9 protein-coding genes are annotated in these 16,547 nt (G+C 63.3%); 5 read left to right on the top strand and 4 right to left on the bottom strand.

Annotated features, from left to right (window positions below; genetic code table 11):
• The first annotated feature begins 16 nt into the window (after positions 1 to 16).
• From LK434_RS04400 to LK434_RS04385, 4 genes are all read left to right on the top strand, one after another.
• Entirely contained in the window at positions 17 to 754 is a 738-nt protein-coding gene (locus tag LK434_RS04400) for a GntR family transcriptional regulator (RefSeq protein ID WP_006720495.1), read from the top strand.
• Positions 755 to 804: 50 nt separating this feature from the next.
• Positions 805 to 1,485 carry an HAD family hydrolase gene (locus tag LK434_RS04395; RefSeq protein ID WP_006720496.1) on the top strand — a complete coding sequence of 227 codons (681 nt, stop codon included), beginning with the start codon at positions 805 to 807 and terminating at the stop codon, positions 1,483 to 1,485.
• Between the two features lie 54 nt (positions 1,486 to 1,539).
• The gene (locus LK434_RS04390; protein ID WP_227917864.1) at positions 1,540 to 2,376 is read left to right on the top strand and encodes a Cof-type HAD-IIB family hydrolase; all 837 of its coding nucleotides are present in this window, start codon (positions 1,540 to 1,542) and stop codon (positions 2,374 to 2,376) included.
• A 66-nt stretch (positions 2,377 to 2,442) separates the two neighbouring features.
• On the top strand, positions 2,443 to 3,117 hold the full coding sequence (locus tag LK434_RS04385) for an HAD family hydrolase (RefSeq protein WP_006720498.1): 675 nt from the start codon (positions 2,443 to 2,445) through the stop codon (positions 3,115 to 3,117).
• A gap of 190 nt (positions 3,118 to 3,307) precedes the next feature.
• On the opposite strand, the gene LK434_RS04380 is transcribed toward LK434_RS04385, so the two are convergent.
• The 4 genes from LK434_RS04380 to LK434_RS04365 all read right to left on the bottom strand — a co-directional run bounded on the left by LK434_RS04380 (position 3,308) and on the right by LK434_RS04365 (position 7,409).
• Positions 3,308 to 4,093 carry a TatD family hydrolase gene (locus tag LK434_RS04380; protein WP_227917863.1) on the bottom strand — a complete coding sequence of 262 codons (786 nt, stop codon included), beginning with the start codon at positions 4,091 to 4,093 and terminating at the stop codon, positions 3,308 to 3,310.
• 5 nt (positions 4,094 to 4,098) lie between these two features.
• The gene (locus LK434_RS04375) at positions 4,099 to 4,926 is read right to left on the bottom strand and encodes a tRNA threonylcarbamoyladenosine dehydratase (protein ID WP_006720501.1); all 828 of its coding nucleotides are present in this window, start codon (positions 4,924 to 4,926) and stop codon (positions 4,099 to 4,101) included.
• 834 nt (positions 4,927 to 5,760) lie between these two features.
• Positions 5,761 to 6,603, bottom strand: a complete 843-nt coding sequence (locus LK434_RS04370; protein ID WP_006722163.1) for a TatD family hydrolase — start codon at positions 6,601 to 6,603, stop codon at positions 5,761 to 5,763.
• Positions 6,600 to 7,409 (bottom strand): tRNA threonylcarbamoyladenosine dehydratase, encoded by an 810-nt coding sequence (locus LK434_RS04365; RefSeq protein WP_227917862.1) that lies wholly within the window; start codon positions 7,407 to 7,409, stop codon positions 6,600 to 6,602. The genes LK434_RS04370 and LK434_RS04365 overlap by 4 nt, the downstream gene beginning before the upstream one ends.
• Before the next feature lie 407 nt (positions 7,410 to 7,816).
• On the opposite strand from LK434_RS04365, the gene LK434_RS04360 reads away from it, so the two are divergent.
• Complete coding sequence (locus tag LK434_RS04360; protein ID WP_227917861.1) at positions 7,817 to 16,516, top strand: Spy0128 family protein; 8,700 nt, start codon at positions 7,817 to 7,819, stop codon at positions 16,514 to 16,516.
• The last annotated feature ends 31 nt before the right edge of the window (positions 16,517 to 16,547 follow it).

Here is a 16,547-nt window from a genome sequence, read left to right as displayed (position 1 = left end):
AAGGGAAGGGGACGGCATGAGTGCAAAGCTGCTCGAGGACTCATCGACGCCGCTGTATCAGCAGGTTGCCAATGATTTACGGGCAACCATCGAGCGGGGCATCTATCGAGTGGGACAGAAAATCCCCCCGGAGCCCGAGCTCAGCCAGCTGTACTCGGTGAGCCGTATCACGGTGCGCAAGGCGATTGAGCTTTTGGTGGACGAGGGTCTTCTCTCAAAGCGTCAGGGAAAAGGGACGTTTGTCTGCCAGACCGAGCCCTCGCGTAAGATTCGCGATGATCGACGGACAAAGGTGATGGGTTTTTCCGAGTCGTGCCGCGCTAACGGGGTGGTTCCCGGCGCCGTGCTACTCTCCCGCTCCATCACGGCGGTTCCCGAGGGCGAGCGGACGTTTTTTGGTGACGGCACGCGGGATCTCCTCGAGATCGAACGCGTTCGCACGGCCGATGGCGCCCCCCTTATGGTGGAGTCAAACCTTTTTGCCGTGCAGGGACTGGAGTTCTTAGAGACCGAGTCGCTCGACGACGTCTCGCTCTTCGATCTGATCGCGGGGCGCACGGGTCGTCATGCCGTGCGGAGCAGTTCGCAGTCGCTCAATATCGTGACAGCTGATGAGAGGCTCGCCAAGCTTCTGAACGTACCGCTGGGGGAGCCGTTGTTCTACCTGCTCGGGCATTATTACGACCAGCATGGTAAACCGCTCTACGTGGGCAAGCAGTTCATCATCGGTTCGCGCTACACCTTCACGATGTGACCGGTTCTTCCAATGCGCCCAGAAGGCGCGGAAGGTCGGGTGATAGAGAGATGGGATTTCCGTTCCAGGCAGTCATATTTGATATGGACGGTGTGATTGTCGATACGGAGGCGTTTTATCAGGACGTCCTTAGGCGCTTTGTGACATGGAAGGGAATAGACGTGTGCGACGCCGAGCTCCGAGGGCTCATCGGCGGCGCTCAACAGATGTTTGACAAGACGCTGGTAGAGTGGTATGAGCGTGCGGGGGAAGGGCGCCTTTCCTCCGCTGAGGCGAAGAGACGCTATCGTTTGTGGCGGCGTAGCGTGCCGTGCGATTATCGGTCGCTGATGTTTCCCGGCGTCAGGGAAGCCATCAGCGGGCTCCGCGAGCGTAACGTGCGCGTTGCGCTCGCCTCTTCGTCCCCTCGATCCAATATTCGAGAGGTTCTGGCTGCATGCGGTCTCGCCCATGCGTTCGAGGTTGTCATGTCGGGGGCAGAGCTTGCCGAGAGCAAGCCAAATCCCGCGATTTACCTGCACACGCTGAAGCTACTGGGGTTGCCCGCCGAGGCATGCTGCTGTATCGAGGACTCGGTACCGGGTATCACAGCGGGAAAACGGGCGGGCCTTACGGTGGTTGCGCGCCGGGAGACGCGCTTTGGCTTTGTTCAGGATGCGGCTGATGTCATCGTTGACCGCGTCGATGACGTGCTTCGCCCGGAGTTTGGCGAGCTTCTTACCCATCGCTGACAGCCACGTGGTACCATGGCGCCTGTGTGAAATCACGGCGAAGAGGAGACGCCCATGGCTATCAAGGCGATTGCGCTCGACATCGACGGCACGCTCACCAACGATGAAAAGGTCGTGACCCCGCGCACGCGCGAGGCGCTCCTTGCGGCGGAGCGCGCCGGCGTGCGCCTTATCCTCGCCTCGGGCCGCCCGGCGCAGGGGTTGCGCGCGCTCGGCCGCGAGCTCGAGCTCGATCGCTACCATGGGCTTCTCGTCGCCTACAACGGTGCGCATGTGGTGGATGCCATGACGGGCGACGTCTTGTTCGATCAGCCCATGGAGCCCGCCATCATGCGCGAGCTCCTCGACCACCTGCGCCAGTTCGACGTCATCCCGTGGGTGACGGAGGGGGAGTACCTTTATGTGGAGGACGCCTACCGCTGCCACATCGGTTACCGCGGCGAGCAGATGAACATCGTGAAGTACGAGCGCGATGCCTGCGCTCTCATCATCCGCGAGGTGCGCGACCTAGCGGAGGTGCTCGACCATCCGCAGGACAAGATCTTGACGGCGGGTACCGATACCTACCTCGCCGCTCACGCCGAGGAGATGTACGCGCCCTTCCGCGACCGTCTCTCGGGCATGTTCACCGCGCCGTTCTACTTTGAGTTCATGGCGCCCGGCATCAACAAGGCGCATGCCCTCGCCGGGGCGCTGCCCAAGCTCGGCATCGATGCTGCGGAGGTCGCGGCGTTTGGCGACGGGCAGAACGACGCCGCCATGATCGCCTGGGCCGGCATGGGCGTGGCAATGGCAAACGCCATCGATGAGACCAAGGCGGCAGCCAACATGGTGACGGCCTCTAACAACGAGGACGGCATCGCGCTCGCCCTCGAGAAGATCTTGGGGTAGGAAGCGCCCTCTTGTCGCAACCCTACAGGCACTAAACCCTCCGCTGTCCTACGAAAGGACCGTCGCATGAGCGAGACTTTCCCCTTCAAAGCCGTCATCTTCGACATGGACGGCGTCATCGTTGACTCCGAGCGCTACTACTGGGACGAGCTGCGCGCCCTGGCGGACGACCTCGGCATCGACGTGACCGATGACGAGCTCAACGCCCAGGTCGGTCAGTCCACACAGGCCTTTGTGCGCATGCTCGTCGATTGGTACGCTCGGGCGGGCAAGGCGTTTGGCACCGATGACGTCGCGCGCGCCTACAACGATTGGGTTGCCGAGCGGACGTGCGATTATGCCTCGCTGCTGAACCCCGGGGTGCTCGAGGCCGTTGCCGGCTTCAAAGACCGCGGGGTCAGAGTGGCGCTCGCCTCGTCGTCTCCGCTCGAGAATATCCGCGAGGTGCTCGCCGCCTGTGGGCTTTCGGAGGCGTTCGAGCTCATCGTCTCGGGGGTGGACTTTACCGAGAGCAAGCCGAGCCCCGAGATCTACCTGCACACTATCGAGAAGCTGGGGCTGCCGGCCGAGGCGTGCTGCTGCATCGAGGACTCGGTGCCGGGCATCACCGCGGGCAAGCGCGCGGGGCTCACGGTGTTTGCCAAGCGCGAGGACCGTTTCGGCTTCTCGCAGGACGCGGCGGACGCCATTCTCGACCGCGTGGACGACATTCTGGACGTTGCCCCGCGTCTTTTTGGGTAGACGGTGCGCTCGCGAAGATGTTCGAAGTTCAAATCGCGGTATTGTCGTGGCGCTGCGTATAGCGGCGAGCGAGGCTCCCGTTTGCTGCGATAATCTTCCGCTTTTGCCCTGGCTACATGAGATGCTGGGTTTTTGATGCCCATTTGAGGCGCGAGCTCGCCGCACGGCGCCGCGTTATCTGCATTCTGTGTTAGGCGAGCCCCAACATGGCAGTGCTCGTTTCCGCGATGGCGCTGCCGAGCTCCTCCGGGCACTCGTTGCGGGCCCCCGCCACGGCCGAGAGGACCCGGGTGAGAGACGCCTCGAGCGCGTCGGCGCTGTAGGGTGCATCGAGCCCCGGCGGGGCGTCCGTCTCGAGGAGCAGCCGCTCGCGGGGGAGCTGCCTTGCGTACTCGCGCCCGCGCTTGCTCTTGAGCATGTGCTCGTTTACTGAGAAGTGACAGCCCAGACGTCTCGCGCGCGCGAGCTCGTCCGAGGTTCCGCTGAACCAGTGGAAGATCACGGCGGTGTCGCGCCGCGCGTCTTCTCCCAGGATTCCGGTGCGCTCTAAGATATCGAGCGCTGTCGAGACTGCCCGGATGGCATGGATGGAGATGACGCGGTGGGGAAGCGGGTGGTGCGCAATGGCTCCGCAGATGTCCTCAAAGGCGGCCGTCTGAAGCTTCTGCGCGCCGTCGCCGCGCCGGCCGAAGTCGAGCCCGACCTCGCCGACGAACGGGCTCTTGCCGGCAAGCTCTGTAGCGCGCGCCGCATCCGAGGCGCCGCACCTGCCGTCGGCAAGCCACCAGGGATGGAGGCCCGTTCCCACGCGCACGTTGTCAAAGGAGCCAAGGAGGTCTTGGGCGGCGCACGCGTCGGCGGGCGTGACGGTGGTGTCGAAAAGGGCGATGCCGCGCCCCGCCGCCTCCCGCGCGACCTCTTCCGCATTGCTCATACGGTCGAGATGGCAGTGCATGTCCACGAGGCGCCAGTCCACGGTGCTCACACGTCCTGTACGAGTGTGCGGATAACGTGGCCGGCGATCATCTGCCCCATGATGGGAGGCAGGTAGGAGGCGGTGCCGAGGGTGGGTCGCGCCGAGGGCCGCGACGTGTTTTGGACGGCGTCGCCGCCGCCCGTCACGGGAAGCGCGCGCGGCTCCTCAAACGACGAGAGCACGGTGAGGCGCCGAATGCCGCGCTTGTGGCACTCTTTGCGCATGATGCGGGCGAGCGTGCGGGCGAGCGGGTCGTGCGTGGTCTCATAGATGTCGCAGATGCGCAGCTTCTCGGGGTCGAGCTTGTTGGCCCCGCCCATGCTGGCGACGAGCGGCATCGCCGTGCGCTGGGCCCGCTCGGCAATGGCCAGTTTGGTCGAGACGGTGTCGATGGCGTCGACGACGAAGTCGATGCGTCCGCCCGCTGCTCGGAGCGCCTCGGAGAAGAGGGGCTCGGCATCCTCGGCGCACACGAAGCGGTCGAAGGTTGCAATCTCGGCCGCGGGGTTGATGGCGCGGATCATCTCTGCCATGACCTCCACCTTGCGGCGGCCGACGGTCGCGGGAAAGGCGATCGCCTGCCGGTTGATGTTGGAGGACGCCACCACGTCGCCGTCCACGAGGATGAGGTGCCCCACGCCCCCGCGTGCGAGCGCTTCGATGCAGTTGGAGCCCACGCCCCCGCAGTCGAGCACCATGACGGTCGAGGCGGCGAGGCGCGCGAGCCCGGGGGCGCCCCACACGAGCTCGAGTCGGGAGGTAGCACTTTCGCCGAGGGAGTCCTCGGATGCCTGTTCCTGCGGATGAGGAGGCTGCTGCTGTTCTCTCGCCATGGACCCGTCCCTTCGACTTCGTGTTTGCCGGGATGGTAGCACACCCGTCCGGCATCCGCATGATGCGGAAGTTTCGAGGCTTGTCGCACGCATCCCCAGGCGGGCTGAGGGGGGTCGGCCTGCTCCGGGCCCTCCACCTCGGCCTCCCCCCGAACGCGGCGGGAGCGCGCCGCGAACCTGGCGCTGCCCTCGCCGTGCGCGCAGTGCATGCGCGCGGCCCGGTCCGGCATCTCGGTCGCGGCGAGCTCGCCCGCCTCCTCCATCCTCAGCCAACGATACAGGTTCGCGCGGGTCGGGGAAAGGGGCAGTCGCCGGCGCGCCTCCGGGACGCTCAGGCCGCTTTGGCGGAACTCCCAGAGTATCCCCTCGCGCTCCTCCTTCGTGTACATCGGACTCCCTCCTGGACCGCTCTTGGTCCGAGATTTTGTCCGAGGTCCCAATTTGGGTGTTTGTATAAAAACGAGCCATTCCAGCTTCAGTATGTATAGGAAAACGCACCACCATGTATTTGGAACGTACGGTTTTGCCGTTGTGGTCAAAATACCCTGTTTGTGCGCCGGACGGCTTGGGTCAAGTTGATAAAACCCCTGGATGGAGAAGGTCGTCCAGCTTTGCTATAGCTGCGGTTGATGGTCGTGCAGAGCTCTCATCGGTAAAAGCGCAGGAAACCGACGCTCGAGAAAATATACATCCAGCGATTCGACAGCGGTTCGGCGCACAAACAGGGTATTTTGACCATCGCCGCGATATTACATGCTACGAGGTTCTTTGAAATGCGGTCCAAAGCTCGTCGAGACGATGGATTTGCCCGATTTGCTTAGATTTTCCAATTCGCTACAAGTTGATGAGCTGGGAGCTTGTGCGCAAAATCAGGCAGCCGAGCTCATGCTCATCGGTGCCGCGGAGGATGGCGAGTTTGTGCAGCGCGTGCGCGAGCGAAGCCTCGATTTTGACCGCGGTGTAAGGCGTGTCTAATTGCTCGGGGGCGTCGGTTTCCAGCAAAAGGCGCTCAGCGGGTATCTGCCGCGCGTATTCGCGTCCGCGCCGCGTGGCGAGCATGCGCTCGTTGACGGAGATGTAGCACCCGAGGCGGCGCAGTCGCGCGAGGTCATCCGCGGTGCCGGAGAACCATTGGAATATACAAGCCGTCTGGCGAGGCAGGTCATACCGTTCCAGGACGTCGAGTGCTTTGTCCGTCGAGCGTACGGCGTGCAGGGAGATGACGCGTTCACTTCGCGGGTGCTCGGCGCACGAGCGGGCAATCCGCTCGAACGCAGCAACTTGCGCGGTGGCGTTGTGCGCATGTGCAGGGGAGAGGTCGAGTCCGATTTCTCCAATGTAGTCATTTTGCGCGGCCATGGTAGCCGTGTGCTCAATGAGTCGCTCCGGGTCCGCATCGCTCCCTTGGGCTGCGCTGCCCACCCACCATGGATGGAGTCCAATTCCCACACGCACGTTGTCGCAGCAGGCGAAGAGCTCCTCTGCGCGCAGAGCATCGTAGGGCGTGACTGTTGTGCAAAATATCGCGACTCCGCGCTCGGCGGCCTCCCCGGCAACATCAGGGCAGTTTTCTATGCGATCCAAATGACGGTGCATGTCGACGAGGCGAAGGTGAGAGGATGAGTCGTTTGCCACGCGGTTTCCGGTTTCGACGGCAGCGTCCTGCACTTCTTTCATACGCGGCCGCCGCGCTTGCCGGCCAGCGCACCGCGCTGCGCGGCGTCGTGCATGGCGAGCGCCGCGGACACGTCGTCTCCCGCCCCGAGGCCGGAAATGTGGCGCAACACCTCGCCTGCGATCATCTGCCCCATGATGGGCGGCATGAAGCTCGCGGTCCCCAGGTCGGAGCGTTCTGAGCGCGCGGCACCCGGGGCGGCGGCGATGCGCACCGGCTCCTCGCAGGAATAGAGCACGCGCAGGTGGCGGATGCCGCGCTTGCGGCACTCCTTGCGCATGATGCGCGCGAGCGAGCAGTTCACGGTTTTGTGTACGTCGGCGATGCGCAGACACTCGGGATGGATCTTCTTGGCCCCGCCCATCGAACTGATGAGTTCGAAACCTCGCTCTTGGGCAAGCGCTGCGAGCGCAAGTTTGGTTGACACGGTGTCGATGGCGTCGACCACATAATCGATGTGCTCGCCCGCCTCCTCAAGGCAGGTTTCGTAGAGCGCGACCAGGTTCTCGGCGAGGACGAACGCATCGTGCGCGAACACGCGGCAGTCGGGGTTGATGTCGGCGATCATGCCCGCCATGACGTCGATTTTGCGGCGGCCCACGGTGCTCTCAAAGGCGACGGCCTGGCGGTTGATGTTGGAGGGGGCTACCGCGTCCTTGTCGACGATGATGAGGGTGCCGATGCCGCCGCGGGCGAGCGCCTCGATGCAGCTCGATCCCACGCCGCCGCAGCCGAGCACGAGCACACGCGCGTCCTCGAGGCGGGCGAGCCGCTCGCTCCCGAGCATGACGCGCAGGCGGTCTTTCATCGTTTCCGTGGCGGCTTCCAAGGCGAGTCCCATCCAATGCAGGTCGATACGTTCATGTCGATTGTACCAAGCTGTCCCAGAGAACGGCGAGCGGGAGTCGAAGGTCACGCGAGAGTTGACTTTCGCGGTACGGGCCCTTGGATGGGGTAGGTCGGGGCGAAGGCCGATGTTGAGGAGGAGCCCTCAAAGGAGGAGAGGCACTCCGTGAGGAGGGCTCTCCGAGGGAGGATGTGTGTTCCAAGAGGTGCTCGCCCAAGCGGAGAGCCGGTCCTCGTTGGCTCGTACACTCAAGCCTTGCCGATCCCTGATCAGAGATGCGCATTTGCTAAAATCTGAGGGCAAATTCGGGGGGGGGGATGCTATAGTTAAGTCTATATGTGACCAAAACGTTCACGAATGGACATATCGTGTGCAAACGTACTACTAACCGCACCCGCGCCGCACGTTTCGCAACCTCGCAGCGCCGTGCACGCCGCCCGCTCATCATCGCGCTCCTCATGGGGGCGCTCGCCTTGACCTCCGTGCCCGCCGCATTCGCCGCGACGCAGGGCCCGGGCGGCCAGGCTCCGGCAGACGAGAACCTCGTAACGGGGATCAAATCGCCCGAGAACGCGACCATCAACCTGTTTGACTACTGGATCATCGCGGAGGACACCCCGGACAACAATGATCCGAGCAACTGGCGGGATGTCGGGATCAACCAAGGGCACGAGTTGCGCTTCAGCGACGCGGGCAGGTATGAGAGACCCACATCGAACTCCATCAACGCATGGACGGGCACGAGCGGCAAGCCCTACTTCGGCATCGTCCAGCCGACCCTCGGGCAGGATGGCTACCCCGTGCTCAAGGCTGGGAACATCTACCAGTCCAAGGGTGGGTTCACAACAGAGGAACAGTCCCTCGCGTATCTCTTCAACGATGCGTCCGTGCCCGGCAAGCGAACCCATCGTGACGTCAAGGGCCTCGTGCAGTACAGCAACGGCTATTACACGTATGACTGCACCAAGAACTTCGCCATCTACAACGCGGAGCAGAACAAGTTTGACCTCTACAAGCAGCCGGGTGTGAAGGCCAACACGGGCTCCAAGACGCTCGGCCAGTTCTTCCCCTTTGCCAGCGAGAATGAGGTGTTTGAGAGGGGTGCCAGCGGTGCCCTGGTTCCCAAGGACATCGACGCGAAGAATCCGCTGATGAACCACTATTTCGGACTCGACCTCACTGCCGATTTCACTCAGCCCGCGAGCGGCATGGTGGCGGGTAAGGACATGAAGTTCGAGTTCTCGGGCGACGACGACGTGTGGGTCTTCATCGACGGCGTGCTCGTGGGCGACCTGGGCGGCGTCCATGGAGCCGCGTCGCTCTCCATCAACTTCAAGACCGGCGAGGTCAAACTCGGCGACGCGCGCAAGAATCCCAATACGACCTGGGGCGGCAAGGAGACCACGCTGCGCGCGTGCTTCGAGGAGGCCCTCGGCAAGGAAAAGGCCGCCGCGTACTTCAAGGAGGACACGAACGCCTTCCTGCCCGGCAGCTACCACACGCTCAAGTTCTTCTACCTCGAGCGCGGCAACACCGATTCCAACATGAAGCTCATGTTCAACCTGCAGCGCGTGGCGCAGAGCACCATCCGCAAGGACGACCAATACGGCGCCCCCGTGCCGGGTGCCCAGTTCGCGCTTTACGCCGCGGAGCGCATTGGCGAGGGCGAGAGCGTGCAGTACACCCAGAAGGAGGATAGGCCCATCTGGCAGGGCGCCACGAACGCGGCGGGCAACATCAACATCATGACGCCCGACGGAAAGCGTCCCTATGACTTCGCCGAGGCGCATAACAAAAATGGCCAGGATTACTACATATTGAAGGAGCTCTCCGCGCCCGAGGGCTATCGCACGAGCCCCGAGGCGTGGTTGCGCTACATGCCGAGCCACGGCGACGGCCAAGACGGCTTCTTGGTGTGCGAGAACCAGTGGGACTCCGGCGTGTACGCGCGCCCCAATCAGGTGACCGTGGTGAATGAAGAGAACGTCGTCACGGACGTTCAAGGGACTAGGCATAAGGTTTCAGACGAGAATACCCTGCTTGCCGTGGTGCTCAAGCGCCATCCGGGCAAGAAGGATTGGCATCCCGTCGGCGGAGAGCACGGCGCTTGGAAGGTCGCGCAAAAGGACATGAAGAGCGTCGAGGAGCTCAACCAGCTCATGCGCGACGGCTACGTGCATGTCTTTTCCAAGAACGACGAGCTATGGAGCGTCGACTTGGGCGACCTGCCGGGCAATCCCACCGATTACCCCTTCATGACGGCGACGCCGCAAAATGCGGATTACTCCATCGGGTACTACTTGGTGGATATGGATCGCACCGCTCTGGAGAAGCTCATCGCGAGCGGTCGCGATCCCATCACGAAGGGCAACGCGCATTTTCTGGATTCGACGGGCGCGAAGGGCAACTTCAAGCGCGAGAGCTACGCGACCCTGCACGTGACCGACACGATTAACGGTCTTGCCGTGCAGAAGCTCGACGATGCGGGCAACCCCATCAACGGTGTCACCTTCCAGCTTTTCCGCGCTGATCAGATGGAAATGGTCGGCGAGGGGGCGGATGCCAAGCTGGTGCCTAAGGCCAACGAGCTTCCGTACATGGAGCGCACGACGAAGAACATGGTCGGCGTCCCCTCGATCGACCTCGATGGCACGGCGTATTTCGAGCGCATCGTCAAGCACGACACGCCGCTTGCGGATACGTATTACGTCGTCGAGAAAGAAGTGCCCAAGGGGTATGCGGGCGCCGTCGACCCCATCCGCGTGATCGTGGACGCTGACGGCGTGCATGCCGATGCCGGCGTGGCCGACGATGACGTCACGGTTTCCGTCGGCATCGGCTCGCTCATCGATTCTATGAATCACTACGGCAGCAACGACGGTGTCGAGGTGACGCTCCACGATGTGGTGGCGCAGCTTCGCGTCGGTACGGTGAATGACAGCGAGACGCCCGGGTTCTATCGGATCGGCGGTTGGGAAAAACCCGCGCCTGAGGCCGAGCAGCAAGATCTGTACTTGCGCTATTCCGACGAGAGCGCCACGCACGAATACGTCTGGAATAATAAGCATAAGCCCAAGAGCGGTACGCGATTCACGACCGATGAGGGTTTTATCCGCGCTGCGGTCAAGCAGGACGCCGAGTCGTGCGATCAAAATCACGGTATCGGCACCTGGGATGACTTGGGGACCAAGGACATCACCAATCTCTTCACCGGCTCGATTGTGATCCACGTGACGAACCATCGTGTCGCCTCGCTTGAGGTGGAAAAGCAGGTCGTGATCCCCGAGGGGCTCACCGGCCCCGTCGATTGGAAGGACAAGGACTTCACGTTTGTCTTCGAGTTCAAGGACAAGGATGGCAAGCCGCTCGCCGGGGAATTTGACGCACGCGTGTTCGGCGCCGAAGGCGTGCAGCACGGCGACGACTTCAAGATCGCGAGCGGCGGCACCCATACGCTCAAGCACGGTGAGGTCATGCGCGTGTACGGCTTGCCGGATGGGGCGACCTATACGGTGAGCGAGCCCGTGGAGCAGATGCCCGAGGGCTTTACCCAGACGCTGCCGCTCGATGGGGCGGGCAAACCCACAACCGCCGCCGGTGCGATCAAGCTGGGCGATACATCCCGCGTGCTGTTCGAGAACACGTACACGCCTGCGCCCGCCGTGCTCGACCCGGCAACGTGGCAGATTAAGAAGGAGTTCGTCAACGCCGAGGGCAAGCCTGCGTGGGATCTCGAGTTCAACGCGAAGCCGGCGTTCACCTTCGTGCTGGACACCGACCCGGGCACGCCGATGCCTGATGACGCGACTCTCAATGAGAACAACCGCCTCCAGTCGACCATCGTGATCAATCGCGAGGATGCGCAGGCGGGGTACGCCAAGAGCTTCGGCGCCATCCATTACGAGCATCCGGGCACCTACCTGTATGCGCTTGCCGAGAAGACGCCGGATGCCGCCGACCGCATCCCTGGCGTGTCGTATTCCGACGCCGCGTATCGCGTGGTGGTGACCGTCTCTGATGATAAGGCGGGCAAACTCGTCGCAGACGTTCGGCTGCGCAAGCTCGCTGACGATGCCGGCGTTCCACAAGGCGATAACGAAGCCGGGGTACCCGTTAAGCCTCAGAACGGCGTTCACACCGCGTTCTTTAAGAATGTTTTCGCCCTGAATGAGGTTCAGATCGGCCCGTTGGCGACGAAGGTCCTCAATGGGCGTGGTTTCACCGTCGACGGCTCGGGCGCGGGCGAGTTCACGTTCCGCATGCGGCCCGCCGGTGCCCATGCGGCTGACGCTCCCATGCCCGAGGGCACTGCGGGCGATGATGCATCTCGATACATCGAGGTGCACAACAAGGGCTCGATGCTCTCCTTCGGACAACCCACGTTCACGTTTCAGCATCTAAACGGTGCTGATAAGCGGACCGGTCGCTTCGACTACGAGCTGTTCGAGGTCATCCCCGATGATGCCGTCAACGCCGATGGGGTGAGATGGGATGCCGCGACGGCCGATCAGAAACTTGCCGGCGGCTTTGCCAAGCAGGGCATGACATATGACTCGACGCGCTTCGTCGCGCGGGTGAACCTCATGCTCCAGGATTCCCCGATCAAGCGCACTGGTGGCACAGAGGCGCTCGTTGCGACGATTACCTACTACCAGGTCACGGGGCTGAACGAGCAGGGCGTTTGGACGGGTTCTGACGACCATCTGACTCCGGTTGAGTCTACGCCCGGCGGTGCCGACCGCGTCGAGTTCCATAACACGTATCGTGCCGCTGCCTCAACGGCGGGCATCAGACTCACCAAGACGCTTGAGGGCCGCGATATGAAGGACAAGGAGTTCTCGTTCACGATCGAGGGCGCCGATGAGGAGTCTCGCAAGCTGCTGGCTGAGACGGACAAGAGCTTCAGCGCTCCTGCGGCGATGAGCGGCGAGAAGGTCGTCGTTATGGACGGCAAACTCCAGCTTAAGTTTGACCAGTCGCATGCGGGCCACACGTATACGTACTACATCAAGGAGGTTACGCCCCTGTGGGGTGGTGAGCAGATACCCGGCCTCATTGGCGGTTGGGACAATTCGATTTACCGTCTTGAATACCGCGTGACCGACAACCTCGATGGCACGCTCAAGGTCGTTCCAAGACTCTATCGTACGTACGATCGCTCGGGTGCCATCGTCAACATTCCTCTCGACCTGGGCACGCACACTGATTCCAGCGGCGTGATCACGCTCGATTTCGTGAACCGTTACAGCGCGAGCACGACCTTCGCCGGCATCGAGGTCGCCAAGACCATGTATGGCAAGGACCTGGAGGCCAAGCAATTCGACTTCACCTTGGAACCGGTCAACTCAGCCTCGGCGCAGAAGATGCTCGACCGCGGCCTTCCCGCCGATGAGGAGCAGCTCGAGCGCATCTTCGCCGTCGGGGAGGCTCCGGAGGGCAAGGCGCACCTGATGGAGAAGCTCAAGGGCCTGAAGTTCACGCAGGCGGATACAGGGAAGACGTATTCGTATCGGGTTAAGGAGAATGTCGAACCCGCATGGGATGAGGACGGCGAGGCGCTCGGCGTTCAGGCCGATGGCGTGACCTATGACAGCTCGCAGTTCCTGGTCTCCATCACGCCCGCGGACAAGGGCGACGGAACCATGAAGACCGTGACCACGGTCAAGCGCACGCATGACGCGCTCACGGGCGATCAGCTGGCAGAGCCCGAGCTGATCGGAACGTGGGATAGCGACAGCCCCGCAGAGGGCCAGGCCGAAAAACCGCGGGTGCCCTTTGTGAACAGATATAAGGCAAGGCCCGGCGCCCTCCAGTTCGACCGCTTCACCAAGCGTCTCGTCGGGCGCGATTGGTCCGCTGCGGACTCCTTTGAGTTCACCTGCGAGCAGATGTCCTTCAGCTCTGGTGGACATGACTACAAGCCGGGTGATGAGGGCTTCGTCTCCGTGCCGCTCGTTGTCGCGCCGGTGAATGCCGAGTCGCCTCAGGACGAGAACGGCTTCAAGCTGTTTGGGATTTCGACGAGCCCGGACGTCCTGTACGAGCAGAGCGGACGGTACGACTACCGCCTTCGTGAGAAAGTCCCCGCCGACGCGGTCAACGCGGAGGGCGTGCGCTATGAGAACGCGACGGACGAGCAGAAGGCTGCCGGCGGCTTCGTCAAGGACGGCGTCGTGTACAGCAACCGCGAGGTCCGCTTCACGGTGTCTGCCTTCGACATCGGCGTGGGCGACGTCTTTGTGATCGGACCCATCTTGCAGGATGGGCCGCAGGAGGATGGCGCGTACTTCACCAACAAGGTGCGCCGGACGGATACGGTCCTCATGGCCAAGAAGGTGCTAGAGGGACGTCCGAATCCGCTTACCGAGGGTGAGTTCTCCTTTGTGCTCGCACCGGTCGACGGCGGTCAGCCGCTCGTCTCGAGCAATGACGCCGAGGGCAACGTGAGGTTCTCGGACTTGACGTTCGACGAGCCGGGCGTGCATCGGTACACATTGCGCGAGGTGCATGAGGCCCCGCAGGCGAACGGCGTGACGTTCGACGATGCGGTCTACGATGTTGTGGTGCACGTTACCGAGGCCGCAAGCGGCGAGCTCGTTCCCGCGGTGTCGGTGTTCAAGGACGGCAAGCCGGTCGAGGGCGTCCCCGTGTTCACGAACCGCTACGAGTCCACGGTCGATTACTCAGCGCTGGGCGGCCTCAAGATTACCAAGGTCCTCAACGGGCGCGATATGACAGACGGCCAGTTCGCCTTCACGGTGAAGGCGAAGGGTGTCGATGCCGAGGCGGTCGCCGCCGCTGCAAGCAAGCTCGGTTTTGCCGAGGGGCAGACGGAGCGGGTCTTTACGTCCCACGCAGCGAAGGACGGCGCGGTCGACTCCATCGATATACTCGCCGGCCTTCCCGGCGGGCTCGTGTTCACCCAGGCTGACGCGGGTAAGACCTTCGCCTACGAGGTGCGCGAGAGCACGGGCGGTGATGCTGGGTACACCAACGACCAGACGGTCTATGGCGTTTCGATTTCCGTCGCCGATGACGGTGCGGGCACGCTGACGGTCACCACGACCGTGACGGGTGCCACCGAGGGCGAGAAGACCTACGTGTACACGAGCGGCCAGGCGGCCGAGGAAGTCGAGCCCGTGGTGCTGCCCTTCGTGAACAGCTACGCGGCGCAGGGCGATGTCTCGATCGCGACGAGCAAGGTGCTCCACGGACGCCCGCTCGAGGCAGGGGAGTTCTCCTTTGAGCTGAGGACGGGCGACGGCGCGGCGGGCAGCAGCGAGGTCATCGCGCACGCTGAAAACGCCGCCGACGGAACTGTGGACTTCGGCACGATCGAGTTCACACTCGACGCGCTGGCCGAGGCCATCGATAAGGGGTACGCCACGCGCGATGCCCAGGGCATCTGGCACGTGCGCTACACTGCCGTCGAGATCGTTGACGGTCTGCCCGACGGCGTCTCCGCGACCACCCAGAGCCTGAGCTTTGAGGTGAGCGTCGAGGACAAGGGCGACGGCACGCTCGCCGCGACGGTGCAGGGGTTGGACGGCCACTCGTTTGAGAACACCTACGTCACGAACGGCGGCGAGCCGGTGCCCATGGCGCTTGCGGGCCGCAAGGTGCTGACGTACGCCGAGGGCTTGGCGCCTGCGGACATCACCGGCAAGTTCACCTTCACCGTTTCGGGTGAGGACGGCGCGCCGATGCCTGAGCGCACCGAGGTCACGAACGGCAAGGACGGTTCGGTCGACTTTGGCAAGATCTCGTTCACGCTCGATGACCTCAACCGCAAATGGGCCCAGGAGCATCCCGAGGCCGCCGACCTTGAGGCGCTTGCCGACGGCGAGGCGACTGCACGCAGCGGGAAGCCGCGCACGGTCTCCTTCACCTACACCATCACGGAGTCCGGTGAGGTGTCGGGCGTGACCAACGACCAGGACGCTTCGCGCACGGTGACCTTCACCGTGACGGACGACGGGTCGGGCAGGCTCACCGTGACGCGCGACCCCGCCGAGGGCGCGAGCTTCACCTTCACCAATACCTACACGGTGGACGAGCTGTCCTCGAGCGTGACCGACCAGATTTCGATCTCCAAGGACCTCACGGGCAAGCCGCTTGCGCAGGACGCCTTCACCTTCATGCTCACCGAGCTCGTCGATGACGGAGTGGGCGCGGACTTGCAGGTCCTGACCGCGACGAACGGCGCGGACGGCAGGATTGCTTTCCCGGCGCTCACCTATACGGAGCCGGGCGTCCACACGTACCGCCTTGCCGAGGTCGTCGATGAGAACGTTGGCGGCATCGAGTTCGATAAGGCTGTGTATACGGTGCGCACGTCGGTCGTCGACAACGGCGACGGCACGCTTTCCGCTACGCACGAGGTTCTCGACGAGAGCGGGAGCAAGGTCGATGCGGTGGTCTTCGCGAACGCCTACGACCCCGTGGGCGTCACCGTGCCGCTTATGGCATTCAAGATGCTGAGCGGTCGCATGCTGGAGGATGGTGAATTCTCCTTCGAGCTGGTGGATGCGGACGGTACGGTCCTGCAGACGGTCTCGAACGACGAGCGCGGCAACGTCGCATTCACGCCCCTGCGTTATACGGCTGAGGACCTGGCGGATGCCGCTTGGGTCGATCAGGACGGGGTCATCTCGCGTGCGCGCGAGCTTGCATACGCCGTGCGCGAGGTCGTTCCCACGGATGCCGTGAACGCGGATGGCGTGCGCTGGTCCGATGCCACGGAGCAGCAGCGTGCGACGGGCGGTTTTGTCAAGGACGACGTCGTGTATGACGGCAGGGCGTTCACGGTGACCGTGGCGCTCTCCGACGACGGCGGCGGTGCCCTGAGCGCCACTGCCTCGTGGAGCGAGCCGCCCGTGTTCCAGAACGTCTATGACAGTCCTGAGGAACCCGGCGATCCGGGTTCGCCCCACGTACCTGGCGGTCCGGTCGACGGCGGGAAGCTGCCTTCGACGGGCGATACCTCCCTCGTGCTGACGGTCGGCGTCGCAATCGCGGGAGTCGCTGTTGCGGGCCTGGGAATCTGGCTGGCGCGTCGCAAGCGGTAGCTCAGAGGCAGCTGGTCCATCTTGCGCGAGA

Source organism: Collinsella stercoris DSM 13279, assembly GCF_020735465.1.
Taxonomy (GTDB): Bacteria; Actinomycetota; Coriobacteriia; order Coriobacteriales; family Coriobacteriaceae; genus Collinsella; species Collinsella stercoris.
This window is presented reverse-complemented; position numbering and strand designations above follow the sequence as displayed.